21 protein-coding genes are annotated in these 22,645 nt (G+C 46.5%); 11 read left to right on the top strand and 10 right to left on the bottom strand.

Annotated elements, in window-relative coordinates:
* Positions 1-158 precede the first annotated feature (158 nt).
* The 3 genes from hcp to DACE_RS15275 form a co-directional block, all read right to left on the bottom strand.
* Positions 159-1,787, bottom strand: coding sequence for a hydroxylamine reductase (gene hcp / locus DACE_RS15285; RefSeq protein ID WP_006002733.1), 1,629 nt, complete (start codon positions 1,785-1,787; stop codon positions 159-161).
* Positions 1,788-2,051: 264 nt separating this feature from the next.
* The gene (locus tag DACE_RS15280) at positions 2,052-3,590 is read right to left on the bottom strand and encodes an ammonia-forming cytochrome c nitrite reductase subunit c552 (RefSeq protein ID WP_006002732.1); all 1,539 of its coding nucleotides are present in this window, start codon (positions 3,588-3,590) and stop codon (positions 2,052-2,054) included.
* Between the two features lie 226 nt (positions 3,591-3,816).
* The gene (locus DACE_RS15275; RefSeq protein ID WP_040365892.1) at positions 3,817-5,178 is read right to left on the bottom strand and encodes a sigma-54 interaction domain-containing protein; all 1,362 of its coding nucleotides are present in this window, start codon (positions 5,176-5,178) and stop codon (positions 3,817-3,819) included.
* Positions 5,179-5,548: 370 nt separating this feature from the next.
* On the opposite strand from DACE_RS15275, the gene DACE_RS15270 reads away from it, so the two are divergent.
* The 6 genes from DACE_RS15270 to DACE_RS18265 all read left to right on the top strand — a co-directional run bounded on the left by DACE_RS15270 (position 5,549) and on the right by DACE_RS18265 (position 9,938).
* Positions 5,549-6,007: an HPP family protein gene (locus DACE_RS15270; RefSeq protein WP_006002731.1), complete on the top strand. Its 459-nt coding sequence runs from the start codon at positions 5,549-5,551 to the stop codon at positions 6,005-6,007.
* A gap of 34 nt (positions 6,008-6,041) precedes the next feature.
* Entirely contained in the window at positions 6,042-6,494 is a 453-nt protein-coding gene (locus DACE_RS15265; protein ID WP_006002730.1) for a CGGC domain-containing protein, read from the top strand.
* Positions 6,487-7,167 (top strand): hypothetical protein, encoded by a 681-nt coding sequence (locus DACE_RS15260; protein ID WP_006002729.1) that lies wholly within the window; start codon positions 6,487-6,489, stop codon positions 7,165-7,167. The genes DACE_RS15265 and DACE_RS15260 overlap by 8 nt, the downstream gene beginning before the upstream one ends.
* 12 nt (positions 7,168-7,179) lie before the next feature.
* A complete protein-coding gene (locus DACE_RS15255; protein WP_006002728.1) occupies positions 7,180-8,184 on the top strand; it encodes a 4Fe-4S binding protein in 1,005 nt (334 codons plus the stop codon).
* Between the two features lie 73 nt (positions 8,185-8,257).
* Positions 8,258-8,626: an STAS domain-containing protein gene (locus DACE_RS15250; protein WP_006002727.1), complete on the top strand. Its 369-nt coding sequence runs from the start codon at positions 8,258-8,260 to the stop codon at positions 8,624-8,626.
* A 1,138-nt stretch (positions 8,627-9,764) separates the two neighbouring features.
* Positions 9,765-9,938, top strand: coding sequence for a hypothetical protein (locus DACE_RS18265; protein ID WP_155809167.1), 174 nt, complete (start codon positions 9,765-9,767; stop codon positions 9,936-9,938).
* Positions 9,939-10,075: 137 nt separating this feature from the next.
* Here the strand turns inward: DACE_RS18265 and DACE_RS15245 are convergent, their stop codons facing one another.
* From DACE_RS15245 to DACE_RS15235, 3 genes are all read right to left on the bottom strand, one after another.
* Positions 10,076-10,480, bottom strand: a complete 405-nt coding sequence (locus tag DACE_RS15245; protein ID WP_006002725.1) for an antitoxin Xre-like helix-turn-helix domain-containing protein — start codon at positions 10,478-10,480, stop codon at positions 10,076-10,078.
* A 77-nt stretch (positions 10,481-10,557) separates the two neighbouring features.
* A complete protein-coding gene (locus DACE_RS15240) occupies positions 10,558-10,779 on the bottom strand; it encodes an MbcA/ParS/Xre antitoxin family protein (RefSeq protein ID WP_040367723.1) in 222 nt (73 codons plus the stop codon).
* 150 nt (positions 10,780-10,929) lie between these two features.
* Positions 10,930-11,250, bottom strand: a complete 321-nt coding sequence (locus DACE_RS15235) for a hypothetical protein (RefSeq protein ID WP_155809166.1) — start codon at positions 11,248-11,250, stop codon at positions 10,930-10,932.
* A gap of 536 nt (positions 11,251-11,786) precedes the next feature.
* On the opposite strand from DACE_RS15235, the gene DACE_RS15230 reads away from it, so the two are divergent.
* Positions 11,787-17,168 (top strand): tyrosine-type recombinase/integrase, encoded by a 5,382-nt coding sequence (locus DACE_RS15230; RefSeq protein ID WP_006002721.1) that lies wholly within the window; start codon positions 11,787-11,789, stop codon positions 17,166-17,168.
* Here DACE_RS15230 and DACE_RS15225 read toward each other — a convergent pair.
* Positions 17,155-18,009 (bottom strand): hypothetical protein, encoded by an 855-nt coding sequence (locus DACE_RS15225; protein WP_040367722.1) that lies wholly within the window; start codon positions 18,007-18,009, stop codon positions 17,155-17,157. The genes DACE_RS15230 and DACE_RS15225 overlap by 14 nt on opposite strands.
* A gap of 81 nt (positions 18,010-18,090) precedes the next feature.
* Here DACE_RS15225 and DACE_RS17605 point away from each other — a divergent pair, with 81 nt between their 5' ends.
* Entirely contained in the window at positions 18,091-18,738 is a 648-nt protein-coding gene (locus DACE_RS17605) for a helix-turn-helix domain-containing protein (protein ID WP_006002717.1), read from the top strand.
* Between the two features lie 130 nt (positions 18,739-18,868).
* Here DACE_RS17605 and DACE_RS15215 read toward each other — a convergent pair whose 3' ends face one another.
* From DACE_RS15215 to DACE_RS15205, 3 genes are read right to left on the bottom strand one after another with little or no spacing between them, the layout of a single operon-like run.
* Positions 18,869-19,726: an HD domain-containing protein gene (locus DACE_RS15215; RefSeq protein ID WP_006002715.1), complete on the bottom strand. Its 858-nt coding sequence runs from the start codon at positions 19,724-19,726 to the stop codon at positions 18,869-18,871.
* Complete coding sequence (locus DACE_RS15210) at positions 19,719-20,912, bottom strand: Arm DNA-binding domain-containing protein (protein ID WP_006002713.1); 1,194 nt, start codon at positions 20,910-20,912, stop codon at positions 19,719-19,721. The genes DACE_RS15215 and DACE_RS15210 overlap by 8 nt, the downstream gene beginning before the upstream one ends.
* On the bottom strand, positions 20,905-21,144 hold the full coding sequence (locus DACE_RS15205) for a hypothetical protein (RefSeq protein WP_006002711.1): 240 nt from the start codon (positions 21,142-21,144) through the stop codon (positions 20,905-20,907). Before DACE_RS15205 ends, DACE_RS15210 begins: the two co-directional genes overlap by 8 nt.
* Before the next feature lie 188 nt (positions 21,145-21,332).
* Between DACE_RS15205 and DACE_RS19030 the strand changes: the two genes are divergently transcribed.
* The 3 genes from DACE_RS19030 to DACE_RS15190 all read left to right on the top strand — a co-directional run bounded on the left by DACE_RS19030 (position 21,333) and on the right by DACE_RS15190 (position 22,494).
* Positions 21,333-21,569, top strand: coding sequence for a helix-turn-helix domain-containing protein (locus DACE_RS19030; protein WP_040367720.1), 237 nt, complete (start codon positions 21,333-21,335; stop codon positions 21,567-21,569).
* A gap of 244 nt (positions 21,570-21,813) precedes the next feature.
* A complete protein-coding gene (locus DACE_RS15195) occupies positions 21,814-22,110 on the top strand; it encodes an iron-containing alcohol dehydrogenase (RefSeq protein ID WP_040367719.1) in 297 nt (98 codons plus the stop codon).
* Between the two features lie 24 nt (positions 22,111-22,134).
* Positions 22,135-22,494, top strand: a complete 360-nt coding sequence (locus DACE_RS15190; RefSeq protein ID WP_040367718.1) for a hypothetical protein — start codon at positions 22,135-22,137, stop codon at positions 22,492-22,494.
* The last annotated feature ends 151 nt before the right edge of the window (positions 22,495-22,645 follow it).

Below are 22,645 nucleotides of genomic sequence, written 5' to 3'. Positions count from 1 at the left end.
CTGGAAGGCTATACATTCTGTCTTTTTATAACGATATTTAGTTCGTTGTGGGTTGTTTCTAAAAAATAATTCAATGGGTGCTACCAATATCTTGATTAAGCGGGCAACCTAGGCTGCCCGCTTAATCAAGATTTATGTTAACTATGTTCGCTTAAGTTTCATTTTCCAGCCATGATCGCGGCGACATCAGTTTTAACCTCACCGATCGGCTTGATATCAAAATTTTCGACCAACACCTTGGCGACATTGGGCGACAGGAATGCTGGCAATGTCGGTCCGAGGCGGATGTGTTTCACACCGAGATGAAGCAGCGCCAGCAACACGACGACGGCTTTTTGTTCATACCAGGCGATGTCATAGGAAATGGGCAGGTCATTGATGTCGTCGAGTTCGAAGACCTCTTTAAGCTTCAGTGCGATGTAGGCCAGAGAGTATGAGTCATTGCACTGACCGGCATCAAGCACACGGGGAATGCCGCCGATATCCCCGAGATCAAGCTTGTTGTAACGGTATTTTGCACACCCGGCGGTTAGGATAACCGCGTCTTGTGGTAACTCTTGGGCAACTTCGGTAAAATAGCTGCGGCTGGTATGGCGACCATCACATCCCGCCATGACGACAAAACGCTTGATGGCTCCCGATTTAACCGCGTCAACAACTTTGTCTGCCAGAGCCATGACCTGGGCGTGAGCAAACCCTCCGACAATTTCCCCGGTTTCAATCTCCACCGGAGCCGGACAGCTTTTCGCTTTCTCGATGATCTCGGAGAAATCTTTGTTGCCACCATCTGGGCGTTCCGCGATATGGGTGACTCCAGGCCAGCCGGCCATGCCGGTGGTGTAGATCCGGTCTCGATAGGCGTCCTTGACCGGAGTGATGCAGTTGGTTGTCATCAGAATCGGTCCGTTGAAAGAAGTGAACTCCTTGTCCTGCTGCCACCAGGCATTGCCATAGTTACCAACAAAATGATCGTATTTCTTGAATTCTGGATAATAGTTGGCCGGCAGCATCTCGCTGTGCGTATAGACATCAACGCCGGTACCTTCGGTCTGCTTAAGCAGCTCTTCCATGTCTTTGAGGTCGTGGCCGGAAATGAGAATGCCGGGGTTGTTGCGTACCCCGATATTGACCTTGGTGATCTCCGGATTGCCATAGGTTGACGTGTTGGCTTCGTCCAGTAACGCCATGGCTGTCACGGCTACTTCTCCGCATTTAAGAACCTGGCCAATCATTTCTTCGACACTTAGCTCGCGTGTCGTGCCGGCCAGTGCTGAAATCATGAATTCATAAATATCGTTATTCTGGAAACCCAACATCGCCGCATGATCCGTGTAGGCGGCCATGCCCTTCAGGCCGTAAATGAGCAATTCACGCAATGAGCGTACGTCTTCGTTGGGCTGTGAAAGGACGCCGACCTGCGCCGCTTTTGCAGCGTACTCGGATTCAGTTCCGTTCCAGTTGGTGACGTTGGCATCACTATTGAAGCCAATGGCCAGTTTCAGGGCATCCCGCTTGGCAATGGTGGTCTTGATGAGTTCTTTGATGCGCTGGTTGTCAAAGTTGGCGTTGGTAATGGTGGCGAACAGGGCTTGGCAGATGAACAAGCCGATGGACTCGTCCAGTTTGTTCTGTGATTTTGCCTCTTCAGCGACAACGGCCAAACCCTTCAAGTTGTAGACTAATAGGTCCTGCAGTCCTGCGGTGTCCTCTTTTTTTCCGCAGACGCCGGCGATGGTGCAACCGGTTCCTTTCGCGGCTTCCTGACATTGAAAACAAAACATACTCATGTGATTCTCTCCTGGTTTGATTGAGTGTTAAGGATACGTTTTGTTGTTACGTGTTATCCTTCATCGGCGTTTCTTGAGGCCATTATGACGCAAATAGAAAAAGAAGAAATTGATACAAATCAAAAAAATTACATATGGATGATGGCGGACAGTTTATTCAAACTCTCCCCAAAGAATTTTATATCCAAACCTAATCGTGTCAATTCGTGAGGTATCCCCAACGACGTGGGGATACCTTTTCTAAAATTAGGTGTCTTAGTTTTTTTACTGTGGCAATGCAGCGTTCGCAGACGGATGTGTTATTTGATGGGGCTCTTCCGACAGGCTATCGGGATAATGAGGTGTCTGTGGCAGTACAATTTCCATGTTGGGGTTGAAGTTCAGTTTCTTATTTCCACGGTTATACAGGTACTGGTCCAACTCCAAATCAACAATCTCTGGAATCGTTATTCCTGATGTGATGATGGCCTCACGGAGTAAGCGTTCTGCAGTATTTGTGTACTTTTCGGTATCGTTCAGGATGCGAGTAGCTTCCGGCGGGTTGTGAAATCCGGTGGAGTTTTCATTTTGGATAAACATCAAGCGGTAAAAAGCCTGTTCGTAGGCCTCTTTTGCCTGCTGATAGAGAGAAGTGGTGGTAATGGTTTCTGCTGCGGAGCTGTGATGAGCCAGCTCAAAAAGCTTTGCCACCCCAGCCAGGGCGTAGCCTGTGTTGATCATTGCCGTTGCCGTGTTGTCCTGAATGGCAAAAACCATCTCCCGCAGGCTATTGGGTTCTTCAGTGTGACAGGCCGCACAAGCTGTTAGGTCGTTTTTTAACGGACTCATGATCCGATGGTCGGAAATTGTTTGGTCCGCTGCATCTGTACTCGGCATGTGGCAGTCTGCACAGGATAAACCAGCTTGCCAGTGTGGACTGTCTTTGGAGAAAAATTCAAACTCCGGGTGACGCACAAAGCCAAGTTTGAATCCCGTCACGCTTTGTGTCCACTCTTTATAGGTGGGATCGGATTTGATCGTGGCAATAATGTTTTCAACACTGATGTTTCCCCACTGGCTCCCTGACCATGGGAAAAGAACATCTGTTGTCTTCATTTGCGCATTTTTCGGCATGGTGTAGGTGACGTGACACTGTGCACACACTAGAGATCGTTTATCCTGATTGGATAAATCGGACGGTTGCTTTCCAATCTGGGGCAGGGCTTTGCCCAGAGTAAAACCGCGAGAGATTTTGAGAGACAGATCGTCCGTGTTATGACAATCAACACAAGTCACTCCCAATAATTGGTCTTGAGCCGGGATATCATCACGTAATTCAGCATACGATTTTTTGAAGTAGTCCTCACCCAATTCAGTCTGCAAATCTTGGGCATATGGTGTTTTACAGCTTAAACACGAGCCGCCTGCTTTGAGACGGGTTGGCTCAATATCCACTTGGTCTTCAATCATGTACACATGCCCACGTGGTTCGGTAAATTCAGCTCCGTACCCCCAGCCATTCAGTAACAAAGCCAAGTAGGGGTACTCATCAATTTTGCTGTAAAGGATGCCGTCTGTGTCATAGCCACGCTTATATTTACTTTTGGCCGCAGGCGTTGGCTCGGCTGTGGCTTTCCAAGACTCATATTGTGCTGGGTAGGTTTTTCCAAGCTCAATAGTTGTTAGGCCTTTTGTTGGAATTCCACGAGCATTATGGACTGACGTTATTGTGTTGCCATTCACAGCAATCATGATGGCAGAGAGCAGAAACAAAAGGAATAGCGATACGCGTAATCTGGCACTGAAAAAATGTTTCTTAGGCATGCTTCCGGACCTTTCTTGATGGGCAAGGGTGACAGCAAACGTGGTGGTTCTCTCCACGTGCAGCTTGATTCTGTTGTTGGTCCCACTGGCATAGGGCGTGCCAAAACTAAGGTCGGTAAGGAATGTTGTTGAAAATTAAACGTTTTTTTTCTTGCGGTTGAGGAAAGGTTGAGTCTGTTGCTGTTTATGGAATGTTACGAGAACGTAACGTGGTGGGTGGAGATCGTTACGTTTCTTGCCATTTTTTCAGTTTTTCCCACAATGTTTTTCGCGATATTTTTAACAGCTTTGCCGCCTCATTTTTTCTGCCGTTCGCTCGGCGTATAGCGTCGCTAACGATCTGCTGTTCTAGGTGTTGCATAGTCACTGTCAGTCCCTCGTCCATAAGGGCTGCCCCCTGTGAAACAGTGGCGGCGGTCCGCGTGATTTCATCCGGTAAATCTTCAGGAGCGAGGTCGCCATCCTGACAAAGCGCTACTGCGCGTTCTAAAACATTTTCAAGTTCACGGATGTTGCCAGGGAAAGGATAGCGCAGAAGTGCTTGGATGGTTTCTTTACGCATCTTTTTCAGGGGTTTATGCATCGCGGTGGAGAATTTAGCGAGAAAAAGATTGGCTAGCGGCAAAATATCTTCACGTCGTTCCCGAAGCGGTGGTAGTTGAACCGGTATGACATTGAGTCGGAAAAACAAATCCTCTCTGAAATGGCCTTTTTCCATCTCTTCACGCAAATCTCTGTTGGTGGCCGCAACAATACGAACATTGATACGGATCTCTTTTTCTCCCCCGATCCGTTGCACCTTCTTTTCTTGTAACACCCGCAGTAGTTTTGTTTGGGCGGACAAGGACATTTCGCCAATTTCATCCAGAAAGAGGGTGCCACCATCGGCTTGTTCAAATTTACCAGAACGCGCCTGACCTGCTCCAGTAAACGAGCCTTTTTCATAGCCGAAGAGTTCTGCCTCAAGGAGGTTCTCTGGAAGCGCGGCACAGTTGATGTTAATCATGGGTCCGTTTTTTCTGGTGCTTAATTCATGTAACGCCCGGGCAACCAGTTCTTTGCCGGTACCACTTTCGCCGGTAATTAACATGGTGGAATCAAGTTTGGCTGTCGCCAAAATGGTCTTGAAGACGGTTTTCATTGCAGCGCTTTTGCCCATCATTCCGGCAAGGCCCTCTCCGGCCAGAAGCTGGCGACGTAATTTCTCGTTTTCATCTTTTAGTTGGCTTTTTTCAGTGACATCTCGGCTGACCATCAAAGTGCCGGTATAAACTCCAGAGCTATTGCGGATTGGGTAGTAGGTATTTTCAAAGAATTTTTTTTTCACTCGAATCGTACGCGTGGAATGATTAAGTTCGCCTTTCTTCAACTTGATTAACAATTGGGATAGGGGCGCTCTGGCTCGCGGGGTGTGCATATCCAAAAGTTGTCGACCAAGAAATTTGTGCGCGCGGATACCGCGGATCTTTTCGGCTGCGGCATTGATGAAGCGGATCGTGTCATCCTGATCAGCAAAAACCAGCCCCTCTCCCATGCTTGCTAAAATGGTCTGAAAAACAGAAATATCCATCATCTCAAAAGAGTCCAAAGAATCCTCCGCAAAATTTTCTTTTTAAACGTTACGGATCCGTAACGTTTTAGGCATCGTGACATATCTATGTGATTGAGATCAAGCTTTTATATAATACGTAGATATTTTTTTCTTTCGTTGCAAGTTCCTGTATTCATGAGGAAAATTGTAGGAATTTTTAAGTTCCTGCGGAGGTGAGCTGTTTCTTTACAGATCGGTATGGTTGTAGCAAGGAGCTAAACGCACGCGCAAACACTTCACTGTGAAAGGAACAACCGTGACGAAAAGACATGACGCAATTTTGATGAAACGCCACATGCTGGTACCGAATTGCTTGAAGCGTCTTCCTAAGCGTTGCCATGCGCCTCTGGTGGGGCCACGCTCTTCGATGACATTTCACGATTCCTTGTGGAGCTTCCTTAGTGGGACGTTCGGTATTTTGGTCATTTTTTGGCTTACCGATCTGTTGGATTTTCCGTTGCTGATTGGTTCCTTTGGAGCTTCTGCTGTTCTTTTATTCGGCGCTGCAGACTCACCTTTGGCGCAACCGCGTAACGTGATTGCCGGACATGTTGTTTCCGCTGTGGTTGCCGTCTGTGTGGTAGCGCTTTTGGGTACCGGCCAACTTGCCATTGCCGTGGCCGTTGGGCTAGCTATTTTTGTCATGAACGTAACCCACACAACGCATCCTCCGGGAGGTGCCACGGCTTTGATCGGTGTGCAAGGAGGCGCAGGGCCGGAATATATTGTTATTCCCGTGCTCCTCGGAGCGTTAATCCTGCTGTTGACGGCTCTCATAACAAACAATCTGGTTTATCACCGGAAATATCCGAAACACTGGTTTTGAAAATTTGTCACGAAGATAAAGGAAAAGAGAAAAAATGACCGAGATCAAGGAAAAGACATATCTGGTGATTGTACAGTGCCACATCGTTCAAGAGCGTTGTTCAGGTTTTCATTGCGAAAAGGCTCTGTATGATCGAACCGGTGGTTTTGCCGTATATCCCGAAACCATAAATTTTCGCAGTCTCTCATTGACGTGTGGCGGCTGCTGCGGCCGAGCACTTCATCGAAAACTGACGAACTTGATACGTCAGGCACAAAAGCGTGACGGGATCAGTAAAGAGGACATTGTTGTGCATCTTTCTTCTTGTATCACTAAAGACAATTATCATGCGCCGACATGCCCCCATCTCGATTACCTGAAAACTCTGATCGGCAAGCTTGGGCTTGATCTGGTCGAAGATACCTGGATCAGTAAAACGGCTGAAAAGAGGCGCCAGGAAGGCCTTTACCGTAACAATCAATGCATGAAGGAGACGCCCCATGGTTAAACGAGGCCTTTTTTGTCTTTTAATGGTTTTGCTTTTCCCTTTTTCAGTAACAGCCATACCAACGATTACATGTCATTGCTTTCAGGACATGAGCTATAACCCTGATCAACCGGCCGCCGCTGATGAGTATTATTTGGCGTCAGTGCAAAATTCCTTTTTTGCCGCAGTGTTTAATACGGACAGAAAGTCGGTTGTAAAACAGAAAAGAAATGGAGTGTCCTCCGATGATCTTTGGATTGCTTCTTGGATTGGAAAGATAGCTGATATCCCAGCGCAACGTCTTTTAGCTCAAAAAAGGGCGCAGGGAGAATGGAGCGCCATTCTGAGCTCTTTATCACCAACAATTGAAACACAACGAAATTCCCTGGCTCAGGCTTTGAAAGCCTGTGTCTCAAAAGAATTTATGGCCCAAGCTGTTGTTGAGGATGTTTTTGTTCATTATTCCATCCTCGACCAGAGGGCTTTGCGAGACCTTCGGAACGCGGGTGCTTCCAATCAGGAGCTGGTTATAGCGACCTTGCTCTCGAAAAAGACTGGTGAAATTCCACAAAGAATCTATCTGAATGTGAAAAACGGCATGAAAACCTGGGGTGAATACATCAGCTTGACACAGCTGTCAATGGACGCCTTGAGAGATGAGTTTTTCAGCATGTTGAACGGCGCTCAAAGTTAAAGGAGAAATGACATGCAAATTAAGTTGAACATTGAAAAAATGACGGTTGTACGCTCGATTGTGCAATGGAGCTTCTTTGTCTGGATTTTGATTATTGGAATCCAGTTTGGTTTTTTTGTCAGACATTTTGCGATGAAGGGAGAGTCCTTCTTTGTCAATAGACCTGCAGGCGTTGAAGGGTTTTTACCCATTGGCGCGCTGGCAAGTTTAAAACACTGGCTGTATACGGGTCAGGTTGACCGGATTCATCCGGCCGCCTTGGTTCTTTTTCTCACTTTTTTAGCAATGAGTTTGTTGGCTAAAAAATCATTTTGCTCCTGGCTCTGTCCGGTCGGTACCGTTTCCGAGGGACTCTGGAAGTTTGGCAAGTGGCTCTTCGGGCGCAGTTTTCATATGTGGGGATGGTTGGATTTTTTGTTACGCGGGGGGAAATATCTCCTGTTGCTGTTTTTCGTCAAAATCCTGCTACTTGATATGCCTGTTTATGCTCTTGAACAGTTTTTGCAAACACCCTACTGGGCGATCAGTGATGTCAAAATGCTTTACTTTTTTACTAATATGTCGCTGACGACCATATTTGTTCTTCTTCTATTGGCGGGGCTCTCTCTTTTCTATAAAAATTTCTGGTGTCGCTACCTGTGCCCTTATGGTGCCTTGCTGGGATTGATCAGTTTTTTCAGTCCGTTGAAAATCCGTCGCAATGTTTTGACTTGTACTGATTGTGGTCTTTGCAGTCGCGCCTGCCCGTCTCGATTGAACGTTCACCGTCTTAAAACCGTCAGTAGTCCTGAATGCTCTGGCTGTCTTTCCTGTGTTGATGCCTGCCCGACTGCGGCCGTACAGATGAGACTTTCACTCTGGTCAGCTTCACTGCCTCGTTGGACTTTTCCTGTTGTCGTTTTGGTTGTTTATGCCGGTGGAGTTACTCTCGGAATGGTAACGGGGCACTGGGATAGTTCGTTAGGTTACGAGGACTATCAGCGCTTGATTCCGATGACGAATTTTTTAAGCCATTGATTTTAACGAGCTGAAATCTCGGAGTTTGTGTTTCTGTTTGCAAAGTCGGCTGATGGCCTTTCTGGGAGGCACCATGTACGAATTAGAACGTAAAAGCATCCAAAATAGTGAGGGAGGTCCTTGTCAGGTCCTCGCTGTCCGCGGTACCCTGGGGATTGCTGTCGTCCGCAAGCTTAAGGATGATCTGCTTGCACTATTGAAAAACAATGATTCTGTCGTGATTGATTTAACTGAAGTTAGTGATATCTATTACAGCATTTTACAACTGATGTGTTCTGCCAATAAATACGCCCAGAAGCACGGTAAAACCTTTAAACTGACAGGACAAAATGCTCACGTTGTTATGGTCGAAGCGCAATCCGTCGGGTATTTTCGCGCCGAAGGCTGCAAGGACGCCAAAGATCCGACACGATGTTTGTGGTTAGCGGAAACCTCCGCTTAATCTATGTCAGTTTAGCCCTGGCTCCTATCGCGATATGGGTACTTGCCTAGCTGACTACGGAGATTGCCTGCCAAGGGCATTAGGGAGCGTTTTCAATTAACTCTTCGTCTTTTTTTACCGATAAATGGATAACCCTTTCAACGGAGCAAACGACAAGATGGACAGAACAATCTTACGAAACGATCTGTGAAAACGTATCTCACAATTGCTTCCCGGTAAAAGCACTGATCGCGGTGTTACCGAAAAAGATAATCGGCTGTCTGATGAGTCGTTTACAGGGAGTGCAGTCAAAGTAAATGCCATCCTCGTGTCTCTCAACATGGTGAGGGGACTAAATTGGCTGTGGACAGGTAGGGCTTTGGCCTTTGATTGGGAGAAGATGAAGCATAAGCTTGAATTCAGCCTGATATGAAAGGATAATAGCTTTTGTCTTTTGATGACATCAAAGGCGACGTTTGTGACTAACCGTAACTACTCAATAAGTAATCATATTTTTAAAAGTATGATTCTTTTTTGTCAGAAATTTTCCTTAAAAAAGGATGGCCGGTGTTGTTAGTATGATACTTTAACAGTTGCTACAAATTTCACTTCTTGTGAAATCAGGTACTTACATACTTAAAAGTATGATACTTTTTTGTCAATTTACAGGGGCGCGTCGACAACAGCGGATTTCTTGTCTGTGCGTTTCTCGGCTTCTGTGCACTGATGATCGTGGTGGTGCAACGGGTTCCGTCTGTTCTGGTCATGTTTGGCATTGTCAAAGCGGCTGCCAGCCCTAAAGAAGTTGCTGAGCAGGAATCGCACTAATCCCGAATCGACCTTATCTCTACCCGCCCCGGTTTCCACAGCCGGGGCAGCGCCTCTCACACAGGAGGGAGAACCATGCTGCCCGTCATTATTGCCTATCAGACTCCCACTGAAACCGCTGCCCTCAAGTAATGCGTGGAGCCGGCCGGAGGCATTGCCAAGCCTGTGACAGCGCTCAATGAAGCCATTGATGTGCTACGTAAAAAAGAGGATGCCGCGATCATGCGCCGGGCAAACCCTTTGAAGGCAGTAGTGCATTGGATGTCATACCGATCTTTCGCTATTTGCAGAAGCAGCTGAAAATCATCCTGCTGGCCGACGACGCCACTGTTTGCTTCTTGCGTCAGGCACGACTGCAGGAATTTTTTATCATGCCATAGAGCCTCATGACGAAGATGACTGCCGTGAACTACAACTGGCCTTGGAATGTGCCCGCGAAGCGAGTGAAAAGCAGGGCAAGAGTTTATGGAAAAAGCTGGCATCGGTGTTCGGTGCTGTTGGATAAATAATTGTTAGCCACTCAGGTGTCCATTTCACAAGGCTAATGTTTTCAATGTGTTACTGAGGTGCCCATTTGAGAAAGATTAATATTTCCGGTCTGTTACTGAGGTGTCCATTTCAGATTAGAGACACCAGATCTGATTACTGGTGCAGCTCCCAATCAAGGTAGTGACTAATCGTCAACAGCCCCTCAAAGTGTCTTTCTTTGATGATCTCCAGAGGGCTCATGTTGTTAAAGCGTTTATTGGGCCTGGAGATCCACTGATAAGCCAAGCTTCTGTTGTGCGGATAAAGAATCCGCAGTGACTTGTGAATACTCAGTAAATGTCCAGCACGGTCGAGTAAATCCATATTGTTAGCCAATGGTTTTCCTTGGCGGTATCTGCTCAGCGTGCTTCGGTTCTTTGTAGACAGGCCAAGTAACGCGGCCTGATCCTCATCGCTCAATTGCCAATGCTCAAATAATCGTGTGATCAGTTGAGCGAGTCTGGCTCGAGAATCGGTGTTGCTTAGGTCGATGTCCTGAAAGTTGTCCGTTTGAGTCATTCGTATTCTTTCTGTCTGTCGTGAAAAGATGAATCTTTCATTCTGTTTTTGGCAAGCGAAGTGCAAAAGGACAGGACTCAGGAAACAATACCGTGCTCTATTCTGTCAAGTTCATCACAAACCTGTTTTCGGCCAGAAGCAGTATCCAACAAAGACCAGGGGGCTTTCCCTCCCAGTGCCGTTGATTCCCGTTGAAGCCAGGCTAGGGCGGTTTTCTCGTCTCCAAAAACTTCTATCGCCTTATTGAACGCGGGTTCAAAACAGTCTGGGTGCATTCTGGCAAAGGGCTTTTTATTCATATCCGTCCTCGTTGAAACTAATCAAAATTGTCCTAAATGGTACAATACCAATGGGGACAATGGGATCTTTGCCACAGTTTCTAAAATTTCTTTGTGACTTTTCATGCTCGTGCTGATTTTGAAAAAAATTCAATCCTTCGCAGCTCTTAGTTAATTGTTTTTCAACCCCAGCTGGGCGTGAAGCAGGCACGCCAATTTGCTCATCTTTTGCTTGTCATTTTTCATCGGAACTGGGCACAGGCTTTTACTCCCGTGCTCAGTGATCCACTCACACAGAATAGTACAGCGGTTGATAAAACTATCCAATGACGCTGTACATTTCTTGCCCAAGTCGATTTTTTGGCTGTGCTCACTTTGTTGCCAGTCAACGCGTAAGCGGGCGTAATCGATTGCTGCCTGCAATACCGTTTGAATCAATTCCGGAGGTCCATGGTTTTCAATTGCCTGCAATATCTTCTGTGCCTCTTCCATGGTTACCTGATCCCCAACGTGTCGCAACGGATGCATCCGATTTCGACGAACCAAGTAAGTCATCACAGTAAGGCCGAGAAAAAACAGACCACAGATGATGAGAAAAAATTCCATCTAAAGCTCCCGTATTGATTTTTCAAACCGCGTGTTTTCATTTTACCACCTCAAACGCTCACTTGGAAAAACTGAATCATTTCTTTAATTCTCAAAATGCGCAGTAGAGCATCAATTCTGACCAGCATCTGGAAAATGGTATCGCTTGATCTTGTTGACTGGCGTGAAAAACGTGGATAATTTTGTTCCAGTTTGTGTCTTGAATGAGGAAATCTGACACGACTGGACATTTTTTTACCAGTTTCTGTCCAATATTTTGTGAGGCATACGAAATGGTAACGATTGAATTTTTACTGCTGGGGATTTGTTCTTCAAGAGGTGGTTTGAATTAAAGAAATGTATTATGGTAATATCTTAATGCTTTTGGCGGATTGTTTTTTGGTGTTCTCAATCACTATTTTCTGAATCTAAGTAGGATTTTGATGAGTGAACCACTTTGTAAATATCAGGGCATTTTCAAGTTTGCCACATTTACAAAGCGCCTTTTTGAAAATCCCGAAACCACCTGCTCAAAACAGGAATTGGCGGACCTGCTAGAGGCTGTAGGCGTTCAGAACTCCATTCAAAATCTACTTCATGTTTTTGATAATTTTTCCCGGCTTGCTTGTTTCGTGCCTGGGATTTGCTCAGACGTCAAATGGATTGTCATTGCAGACCGTTTCGAAGAGTTACAGGCAACAGCAGACTCTATTCTCGCCATTCGTTCGGAGCTTAGTCATCGTGTTCAAGGGTTGGACCTATCTTTAAATAAAGAGATCAACTCTGCCTTCTATGGGTTGACAGAAAAAAATCCACTCTATGTTACGCTGGGTTATCTTCCTGATTCGCGGCAGTATCTGAACCACTATGATCAGTTTCTTGCCCAGCTTATGGTGTCGATATGCGCCATCTCTTTGAATGAGCAGGCGCTCGATGATGTGAGTGTTTCTTTTGTCAGTCTTCTGCAGAATGTGCGTGCATTGGCGAAGTCCTCCCAGATAGGTCAGTTCCCGCAGCACATATTATCCCCTGAAGATTATGTTAGCCATCTAAGAGCATTACCGCCCCATCCACGGATTCAGATTTTTTCTGAGTTTTTAGCGCAAGGCGTCAGCTGTCTACCAACGGATTCTCTGGATAACATTTTTAGTCGACTGGATGATGACGTCGATCTTGCGGGACACCATTTGCTACGACGTAAGATGCGCAGCAATGTGGCCGACCAGATTGATTGTCGTGAAGAGCGTGAACAACCTCACAATGATCAGGCGCCAGCAACCAATGGCCAACTTTATGTTTTTTATGGCCGCTCTGGAAGTGGTTATAGCAGAGAGCATTCCGCTTACATCGGACAGAGGATTGCAGCCAGTCGTGCCATGAGCAACCAGCTCTTTGAAATAGCTTGGGATCAGCTTAATCAAAAAGATATTCAAGTCTTGCTACATTATCTGTTTAAGCCGGTATCCTCAACGCAACCCGAAGAAGAGGCGACCAAAGCCGAACTGGCATTGATGCTATTTGCTGGGCTCTCTGCGAAACGGTTATCAGATTTGCAGGTTAGCTATTATGGCGACTATTCCGTCGGAACCGACTGTTACTTTGTCCCGACCAAAAGGTTGCGCCTTGTCAGCCCTGGTCCTGCTCTTCTTACTGAACCCGGCGTAGAAACCGATGAACAACGTTGCTTGACTCAAACTTACATTGATTTGGAACTTCCTGAACAGGTCAACACGCTGATTGCTCGAAATCTGTCGAATGATTTGTTTGTCAACACTGAGCTGTTATTTAAAGAATCCGATCAAATCAATGCCCGTATCACCTCAACGTTTTCTGAATTACGTAAAAAACATCATACGCGTCTCACGCTAACACGGGTGCAAAATTATCTTGCCGGAGTTTTGGGGCGGTTGCCTGGTGGAGATATTGCCGCAGCCAGTTTGGCGCTGGGAAAAGAATTTTATCTGTCACGTACGCGGATTCACTATACCGCATTTGACAGCTCCCAGCTTCAGCATCTTTATGATAAATCCTGTCAATGTCTCTTGGAATCAGGTGGTTATCCCTATGCAAAAGAGGAGGGCTATCCAGCTGAGGAGCGCTATTTAGGAACCCCTCTTCGGCCGAACCTGGAAGCTGTCCGCAATCTCGTTGAACAGGTTAAATCTGAGCTGGCAAACGACACCAAGCGGTTTGGCGATGTGAACTCTTTTGCTCGATATCATAATACGTACACCCTGTTTACCTGGCTTTATTTCGCCTACAATACCGGTTATCGTGCTGTGAATTCGCCCGGCATTCGCTCTGATCTGATTGATGCTGTCAGAGGCCTGAGCGTCATCCGTGATAAGGATTCAGCCGATCATTATCATACTCGCCTGGTGTGGTTGAGTGAGGGCTGCCGAGCCCAGCTGATTCATTATCGCCAACATGCGCTGCAGGTCTTAGCCTTGAGTGGTAATTACAAAGATTTGAAATATGGCGATGATTTATTCTTTGTGGATGAAAAGACCTGTTCAATGATTACGGCAACGCGTTCGAGGATTGAGGATGAGTTGCACCGTTTTGGTTTTCATCTGCCTGCCAATACGCAACGTCATTTGTTGAAATCCGAGCTGCAAGAGGATGGTTGTGCACCCGACACCATTGAATTAATGCTCGGGCATTGGAGTTTAGGCCAGGAAGGCTGGAGCGCGACTTCGGCGCTACATCCTCAATATTTTGCCGATGAGCTGTGTCATTATTTGCAACCCTTATTGCGTCGGATAGGATTCCATCCTATCGCCGGTATAAAAAACATTCCGAAAAAGTTTTGTTTAACGAATCGGGTGGATTTTTCTGTCGCTAGAACGACTCATCTTCACCGCCGTCTGTCCGCAAAAGACATTCAGTCGTTGATAGTGGATCCACCAGCACCGGTCTGGTTCAGTTGCTTGGGAAACATGTTTCAGAATTTGCCTGTTGAAAAAGCGTTTCGCCCGCAACAGCAAATGGTCTTGTTGCGACTACAGAAGTTCTTGCCTGAGCTTTATCATGGACATGAGGCGGCATATGTTGATGAAGCTTCAATCGATTTTTTTATCCAAAAGATCAAGTTTAAAGTCGGGCACCCACGTCTGATTTATAAACGGATCAGCTTTCTGATCCAAGGACTTGAGGAGGGCAAGAAACAGTTGGGGTGGAATGTCCCTGTTCCTACGTGGCCAACGATTGTCCCCAAACCACAAAATCGTATCCGTCAACCGATCATGGCCCGTTTACCTCGCTTTCGGGAGGTCGAAGAAGCCTTCTTACGGGATTTGGAATACGATTGTCCACATGATCCTGTGATTCAGCTTGGGCAGGTTTTGCTCAGCGCTGTTTTATACGGTGGCTTGCACCATCCCCGTTGGGTTGCTCCTTTTGTACAGGCTCTGCATGAGCAGTGGTTCTATCGCTGCAATGACATGTTGTGGTTGGATTTGTGGGTAGGGGCACGCCCAGCAAAACAGCGAGAACAATGGCTCTTACAGAGAGATGCGAGCAGTTACCGGCGCTGGATTGCTGACCCGTTATCACATTTGCTTATTCGCCGACTAGAAGATGTCCGCAATAGCCACGAAGAGTCTTTTGATGCTCTCTTCGTGTATCAGTCTTATCAGAACCACCTTTTTGAAGTAACGGGCTACAAGCTTCCAGGTTTGAGGGAGCTGCTGACTTGGGCCAATTGTTGGGCCACCCTGAATCAACCGGCTTTTCTTGCCGCTTACTTAGCCAATGAGATTGAATCTGCCAGCCTCCCGGATCCTGTCTGGATGCGTCTTCTTACTGGACACCATTATCCCAGTGTGACGAGCAGTAAAAATTCTTCCGAGTTTGAATCCTATCAGGGGGAGGCAAATGATTATTTCGGTCAGATTGCATTGATAAAGGCGTTACGCAAAGGAATTCACGAGCGTAGTACTCAATCGAATACTGCAATCATTACATGGCTTAACGATTTTATCCAAACTCATTCCAAAGAACTTTACCCCGCTTCGAAGTTGATGTGCCTTTGGGCGATGCAGATGTTTTCTGAGCGCAAATATGAGCGTGAAGGTCGTCAAAAAAATCCTGAGCAGCCTTCTACCGTCTTAAGATACCTTGGCTGTATTGGTCAGCATATTCTTCAGCAATCCGGGGCACTGGATTTTACATCTTTGGATGGGGAGGAACTTCAAGACCTTGTAGAACAATGGATAGAGCAAAGTCGCTATTTTTGTGTAGACGCTGAAAAGATGACTCCTTGGGGCCTTCGACGGATGAACTATTTTGTTGATCGCTTAAATCAGTTTTTGGCCTTTGCTCACCTTTTCCATGATGCTCCTTTTGTTGCTATTCATCTCGATGGGATAAGAGGACAGGTCCGCCAGTCACCTGGTGTGCGAGCCAATGTGATGACCGTCAGTGAGTTTGTTCGCCTGCGTGATGTTCTTGGATTCAAATCATCAAAATTGGGACGGATTGATCGAATCGCTCTTATTTGGGTGATTCTGGCCTTCCGGACCGGACTGCGTATTTCAGAAATTTATGGACTGAGCCTCGGTGATTTGCAAGGAGACGAGAAATACGAGTTGCTGGTGCAGCCAAACTCTTATCGCCAGTTGAAGACAGAGTCATCCTGTCGGCGGATTCCACTTTATGCATTGCTGCCTGAAGAGGAATTATCATTTTTACGCCAATGGCAGTCTTTTAGGCTTAAAGAGCTTGGGGCAACGTTCAAAAGTCCTCTTTTTACTGCTGGTCCGTTAGCGTTGTATCCATACCGTCGTGAGCCGGTCCTGGCTATGATTACCCCAGTCATCAAGCAGGTGACTGGTGATCAGGGGATGGTTTTTCATACCTTGCGACATTCCTTTGCCAACTGGATGTTGGTAAAGCTTGTTGTTTCGGATACGTGTGAATCAAAAACGTTGCCTCACTTTTTAGCGGCAAATGAATTTACTTCTCCTCAACGTGAGACACTTAAACGCGATCTTTTGCACAACGAGCCATCGGGACGCAAAAGTTTGTATCTGATGGCTCATCTGCTCGGGCATGCTGATACTGAAACGGAATTGGTGAGCTATATTCACTGTTGTGACTGGTTGTGCTGGCATCATTTTCGGAGAGCGTCCTGTATGCCGCCGATATCCGCCAAGGCGGTTGCTAAAATCGTCGGTTGCAGTGTTCCGAATGCCTATAAGATTTTGCAAAAAGAAGGGCATGCACTTGCCGAATATGTTGCCAAAAATCCCTCAAACCATCGGTCACACCCCCTTGAAAAAAATGCCATCCCTGTCGCAAAACCCAACAAGGTCACTAAACGAATTCAGCCTGTTGATTTTTACGATTTTCTGGCTGAAGCACGTCCAAAAATCGGCTCTGATATATCCTTGCCCAAAAAACATAGTCAGGTTTTGCTGTTGAAGTATTGGTATGAATTGCTCCAAGAAAGGCACACTAAGGTTGGGGTGAGAAAAGCAGCACGAATTTTGACTCAGAGTTATCGTGCCCATTATGATGCTTTTGTTTTCGATCAATCAGAACAGGCGAAAGAGGGTATCACTTTGCTCAAAAGTCTCGAAGCAAATCTGCGAATCCATCATTATCCTTATCGCCACAGTGTTAATAATACCGGGAGAAAAAAATGGTCACAGAAGTTGGGTGAGAAAGTCTCTGCAGGAAAAACCTCTAGTGGTCGTCGTTCCCCTAATGGCGAGTTACGTGTTCGAGTAGTCTGTTTTTCAATCAAAAAGGAAAAGGTCGTTTGTTCTGCGGAGCTCACGAATCTATTCAGAATCCTCTTGGAGTGCGTTAACTCTCTATAATTTTAATGACTTTGTGGTAACCGTTTTCGTCAGGATTTACATCAATCAGGGCCTCAATGCTACCTAAGCGCGTTGTACAAAGTTCACAAAAGTTTGACAAGGCTTCTGGGCTAAAGCTCAACCGAACTTCATTCTCAGCGATTTTCCCACCAACATTGATTGCGTCAAGTCTAGATTTATAGCCGGCAAAAAGATCGATTATATGTTGTTCCGGCTCAACTATGTGATCATCAGCGATCCGAGAAATTTGTTCATCGTAAGGTTCGTATGTAATCTTGTCATTGTTATCGTGATTACTTGTCTGTCCAGAATCGCAAAATAGGTCGAGAGGAGGCTTCTCACTATTTGAATTTGTTGCGGATTTTGAGTTTCCTTGAAAAATTTCTATCTCTACGGTTTTTAAAGGAATTTTTAAGCTGCGGATCATCTTTGAGAAATGTTCAGAAATGGGTTTTTCCTGAAAATCCTTGAGAGGCTTTTTGATGATGGTGTTTATCTGATTCTGCTCTTCTTCGCTGAGCTTAAAGGGCTCTCCTTTTGAGCCGTATTTAGCCGACAAAACTCTTTTTGTGATAGAGTATATGAGCTCAGGAAATTGTACATAAATATTGTCTACGTGGTCTGTTTGTTTTGTGGTGATGTGGTAGGTAAACTGATGTGCTTTGTCATTCTGGGCATGCTCCAGTGTGTACAGAGCATCAGGTCGACAGATCACGTTTAGGGTTTTTAGCAGTGCCGCCAGATGTCTTCCAATTGCGTTTGCCGCACTGTTGTATTCCGTGACCAGGCGATGTTTTTTTTTCGGTCTGCACACAAGGGTAAAGATAAATGTTTCCGTCATCGCATTCCTCCTAGCTGAAACCTTGTGGTACATAATAGTACATTTTTGAATTTTTAGAATACTTTTTTCTAGGGGCTTTCTGTGAAAGGTCAACGCATCAAAGAAATACGACTTCTTCTGGAGATGTCACAAGCTGAACTTGCCGACGAGCTTTGTATCTCCAAGGGCCAGGTCAGCAATGTTGAAAGCGGCAACAAAGTCCCCTCTGAGATGTTGTTAGAGCTGATTATTTTCAAGTTTGGCGTAAATCGAGACTGGTTGATTGATGGTAAAGGCATGCCTTTTGAGGAGGTGCAACCTGCAAAGCCCAGCTTAAGCTCCAAGGCAATGGTTACTGCAGCTGTCGTTGGCACGGCTTTCCCTCAAGTGTCGGTCGGTCTTATTGCCACCGTGGGTGCGGCGAAACTGGTTAAAAAACTCTGTGGTGCATACGGTGTAGAAAATCAGTCTGAACTGGCCAGTAAATGTTTTGGCATCAGGAAGTCCACTGTTTCGAACTGGATTCAGCAAGATAAAGTGCCCGAAAAATACGTGTATAAGGCATTAAGAGAGACTGGCGTTTCTGTCGATGACTTGGTTAATGAAGAGGTTTATTCTGTGACTAAATCTGAGATGGGTAAAGTTTTAAAGCGCTTGGTATCTGAACCGGGTATTTCAGACCTCACTGTGGATGAACTGTCAGATCTCTGGGAGAATACTTTCCTAAAGATCAAATCATTCGACAATTGAATTTGCCACAATGTGAAAGCAGCTGGTTTATTGCCTTTCATTTTTTTGAGTCAAAAGAATAAGCCCAACATGATTGACTAACGCAACCATGTTGGGCTTTTCTGGCTTTTGGAGGACAGTTAACACTGGTTCAGCTAGCCAATCGTTTTTTCTGCATATCTGCACCAGCACTGATTCTGTCACAGCAGGCGACGAGGTCGGCCATATTGTAACGAGGGATTCGCCGTTTGAGCTTCCAGGAGAGCAGATAGCGAAGCTGTTTTTCTCCATCCGGCCAGTTCTTGGCAAGTTCTTGCAGATAAGGAGCCAGGACTTCAAAGGTGAGCTTTTCATGCTCCGTCGTGGCACCGATGGTGGTTCTTTTCATGGTGTGGGTCATGGTCAGTATTTTCCCGATGTCGTGGAAGAGGGCTGAAGCCAGTCCCAGTTCATAATCCTGCCGCGGGAAGTGGTAATGTTTTTCCACCATCTGAAAGCATTCCAGACTGTGGGCCAGTAACCCGCCAGGGTAGTTGTGATGATGTTTCAAGCTGGCGGGGCAGGCAATGTAGGGGAAGGCAATAGTGTCATCAGCGAGCACTGAATTGACAAAGGTGCGCAGCGGGGCAATGGTTATTCTCTCAACAGCAGACTCCAGATAGGACAGCAACCACGGTTGAGGACATACACTCATCGGAATCAGCTGTATGGCCTGTTCACGCTGTTCTGCTTCGCACGGAGAGGAGCTTACAATCTGGATAATCTTTTCCTGTTTGTATTCCCTGATTCGTCCTTCAATTTGGCTGCACATGAGGTCCCGTAAGGAAAGCTCATATGCGGTCAATTTTCGACAACAATAGGCCTGTATTGATGCACTGTTGTCTTCGATGCTCATCTTGACATACGGATCTCCGTGGCGGGTTTGTCCCCATGCGGGATAGCGGACACGGAAAATTCCGGAAAAGGTCTCACTCTGCTGACTGAGGATGGATTGTAGATTATTAAACATGACCACCTCCGCGTGATGCCAGCAGGTTTTCAAACGCTGATCCGTCACGACGGGTCAGGTTCGGGACATAACGGGAATAGACGGTGAACAACATCTCTGTTGATGTGTGTCCCATCTGGCGGGCGATCCATTCCGGATTTTCTCCTGCGGCCAACCACAAAGTCGCCATGGTGTGCCGTGTCTGGTAAGGTCGGCGCTTTTTTAGCTTGAGCAGGTTTAACGTTGGATGCCAGATACGCTTGGTGATATTGCAATGATCTAGTGGTTCTCCGGTTCGTGTACAAAAGACAAACTTGAAGTCACCGGTGACTTCATGCTGGGCCTTCAAGGCCTCATAGACCGGGCCTGACATGGTGATCTCACGAATGGAGCCGGCGGTCTTCGGTGTTTCAATGCGTCTTTCTACCAGAGTTTCTCTGATGAGGATTTCCCGGCGCTCAAAGTCGACATATTTCCACTGAAGACCATCAACTTCACCGGTACGCATTCCGGTAAAAAAACGTACTGTGTAATAGTTTTTAAAGTCCGCACGCACCGTGTTGAGAAAAGTCTGAACTTCTTCAATGGTAAACGGATCAACCTCGGTTCTGGGAACCTTCAGTGGTTTTATCCCGACAAAAGGCGTGTTAAAGTTATGCCTGTCAGCTGCATCATTAAGAATCATACGCAACCCTGTCATGATGTGATTAATCCGAGACGGCGATAAGCCGACTTTGTTTCCGATCGGGACTTTGGCGAGTGTAGACCGGAATTTAAGGATGTCACCCTTGGTGATGTGGCTGACCTTCATTTCTCCGAATCGGGGATTGAGATAATTGTTGATCGTTCCCTGAATCGTCTTCTGATAGGTGATCTTCCAGGCAATTTCATTTTCCAGGTACCATTCTTCGGCAAAATCTTTGAAAAGCGGAGCCGAGTCTGTTTGGACCCACGGTATTGGTTCCACCTCCTCAACTGGCTTCGCGGCTTCGATAATTTTGGGCAGGTTGGTGCTGTCAGGAAAATACTTTTCGTAGTTGAATGTTCCCTGAGCAATCTCCCGATCAATCTGGGCCATGAAGCTCTCAAGTCGTTGCCGGTTGGCCGGGGTATCCTCCATGAGGGTTTGTTCCCGGCAGCGGACACCGTTATAAAAGAAGTCAAAGAGAAGCTTTCCAGTTTCTTTTCGTGTCCGTATTTTACCCATAGCAAATACCTCCATTGGCCATCGGGATGGCTGGTTTGTGAGACATGGATTCTTTGACCATATCTCGCTTGATTGTTTCCCAGATGTAGAGAACCCGACGACGGCCAAAGGGGCGAATGTAGTGAATTCCTTCGAGAAGCACAGCGTCTTTCAATGTGTTGCGAACGTAGCTGGCCTCGTAGCGGAGTCTTTCGGCGAGTTCTTCTGTCGTTAAAAACGTTTGTTCATCCATTGTAGTCTCCTTTCAACGTTTGTAGTTTAAATTCATCATATCATCCATATTGTGACTGTCAAGAACGTTTAAAGTGTTTGTGCTTCTTTTTTTTGTTTTTTTCTACTTATGTTGCTTCGGGAATATCAACGCGTGAGGTTTTCTGCTATAAGTGAGGAGATAAGTTAGATCTTAAAAAGGAGGTTATTGTGATTCGATACAGGTTGCGCGAGTTGATGGCAGAGAGACAGTTTAAGACGGGGCAGCGATTAACCTTTGATGAGCTGTCGAGAGAAACCGGGATTCATCGAACAACGCTATCAAAGATTGCAAACCAGAGAAGCTACAATACGACAACGGATAATGTTGATCGCCTATGCCAGTTTTTTCAGTGCCAGGTTGGTGATTTGATGGAGTATTGTGAATCAGTTGATAAGGCCGATTGAGCCAAGGGTCCTTTTTTGAATGAGAACGCCGGGAGCCCGTTCTTCTTGCACGATGGCATGTTTTTTTTACGACATAAGTGGTTGATATGTTGAATGGCTTTTGGATCTTTTGCAGGAAAATAAATTTTAGGATGACCTTTGTTCTAGCTTGTACGGGTGATTTCTTGGAACAAAGGTCATTGAGAACGTTTTACTGTCACAGAACCGTCACAAAAACGTCACAGAACGAAAAAGGGTTAACCGGATGGCGGCTAACCCTGTGAATTTAATGGCGCGCGATGCAGGATTCGAACCTGCGACCTCTGCCTCCGGAGAGCAGGTACGCGGCATGACCGTAGAAGAAGCCGCCCGACAATCCATTGTCGCCGTCAACAATCTGCTGTCCGATATCGGACTTCATCAGGGCTTGGGCGAAATCGGTTTGCCGCTCGATGCCATTGACCGCCTGAGTCACAACGCGTTGAACGATGCCTGTCTGGTCACCAACCCGCGGCCGGCCAGTTACGAGCAGATCGCGGAAATTTTCCACAAAGCCATGTAGCAACAACACGGCTGAGGAGGAACGATGGGCAACAAGGAACATCTGTTACAGCAACTGACCGGCGTGGATTCTTCCAAGCTCAACTACTATGTTGAGCTGAAGAAGAAAAACGAGGAGATTCTCAAGCAGAACACACTGCTGGAGATTCTCCATCAGTTGACCCGTGACATCAATATCCATATGACGATTGAGGATATTCTTGATCGGACGTTTCTCAAGCTGCCTCAGGCGATCCCCTGCGACTTCCTCAGCGTCGCCACCCTGTCCATGGAACGCCTCAGCCTTAAGGCTGCCGTACCCAGTGACTTCTGCACCATGGACGAACTGCCCAAAGACTCTTACAGCTGGCAGGTAATCCGCAGCAAAAAAGCCACACAGCTTTGATCCGTGCCACCAGTTATCTGGCCCAAATGCTCCGCAAAGATATCTACCTCGATTGAGCTGAAATCTCTGGCGATCGGGCGCGATGTTGTGCGTACGAGGGCACGTGATACCCGTGAGATCCGGGGGTAAAGGGGGGGGAGAAGGAAGGGAG

Source organism: Desulfuromonas acetoxidans DSM 684 (genome assembly GCF_000167355.1).
Lineage (GTDB): Bacteria > Desulfobacterota > Desulfuromonadia > Desulfuromonadales > Desulfuromonadaceae > Desulfuromonas > Desulfuromonas acetoxidans.
This window is presented reverse-complemented; position numbering and strand designations above follow the sequence as displayed.

What these genes read in the sequence shown, in the direction of transcription:
- hcp (WP_006002733.1), bottom strand. Translation starts at nt 1,787, where the DNA reads ATGAGTATGTTTTGTTTTCAATGTCAGGAAGCCGCGAAAGGAACCGGT.
- DACE_RS15280 (WP_006002732.1), bottom strand. Translation starts at nt 3,590, where the DNA reads ATGCCTAAGAAACATTTTTTCAGTGCCAGATTACGCGTATCGCTATTC.
- DACE_RS15270 (WP_006002731.1), top strand. Translation starts at nt 5,549, where the DNA reads ATGACATTTCACGATTCCTTGTGGAGCTTCCTTAGTGGGACGTTCGGT.
- DACE_RS15265 (WP_006002730.1), top strand. Translation starts at nt 6,042, where the DNA reads ATGACCGAGATCAAGGAAAAGACATATCTGGTGATTGTACAGTGCCAC.
- DACE_RS15260 (WP_006002729.1), top strand. Translation starts at nt 6,487, where the DNA reads ATGGTTAAACGAGGCCTTTTTTGTCTTTTAATGGTTTTGCTTTTCCCT.
- DACE_RS15255 (WP_006002728.1), top strand. Translation starts at nt 7,180, where the DNA reads ATGCAAATTAAGTTGAACATTGAAAAAATGACGGTTGTACGCTCGATT.
- DACE_RS15250 (WP_006002727.1), top strand. Translation starts at nt 8,258, where the DNA reads ATGTACGAATTAGAACGTAAAAGCATCCAAAATAGTGAGGGAGGTCCT.
- DACE_RS15245 (WP_006002725.1), bottom strand. Translation starts at nt 10,480, where the DNA reads ATGACTCAAACGGACAACTTTCAGGACATCGACCTAAGCAACACCGAT.
- DACE_RS15240 (WP_040367723.1), bottom strand. Translation starts at nt 10,779, where the DNA reads ATGAATAAAAAGCCCTTTGCCAGAATGCACCCAGACTGTTTTGAACCC.
- DACE_RS15235 (WP_155809166.1), bottom strand. Translation starts at nt 11,250, where the DNA reads ATGGAAGAGGCACAGAAGATATTGCAGGCAATTGAAAACCATGGACCT.
- DACE_RS15230 (WP_006002721.1), top strand. Translation starts at nt 11,787, where the DNA reads ATGAGTGAACCACTTTGTAAATATCAGGGCATTTTCAAGTTTGCCACA.
- DACE_RS15225 (WP_040367722.1), bottom strand. Translation starts at nt 18,009, where the DNA reads ATGACGGAAACATTTATCTTTACCCTTGTGTGCAGACCGAAAAAAAAA.
- DACE_RS15215 (WP_006002715.1), bottom strand. Translation starts at nt 19,726, where the DNA reads ATGTTTAATAATCTACAATCCATCCTCAGTCAGCAGAGTGAGACCTTT.
- DACE_RS15210 (WP_006002713.1), bottom strand. Translation starts at nt 20,912, where the DNA reads ATGGGTAAAATACGGACACGAAAAGAAACTGGAAAGCTTCTCTTTGAC.
- DACE_RS15205 (WP_006002711.1), bottom strand. Translation starts at nt 21,144, where the DNA reads ATGGATGAACAAACGTTTTTAACGACAGAAGAACTCGCCGAAAGACTC.
- DACE_RS15195 (WP_040367719.1), top strand. Translation starts at nt 21,814, where the DNA reads ATGGCGGCTAACCCTGTGAATTTAATGGCGCGCGATGCAGGATTCGAA.
- DACE_RS15190 (WP_040367718.1), top strand. Translation starts at nt 22,135, where the DNA reads ATGGGCAACAAGGAACATCTGTTACAGCAACTGACCGGCGTGGATTCT.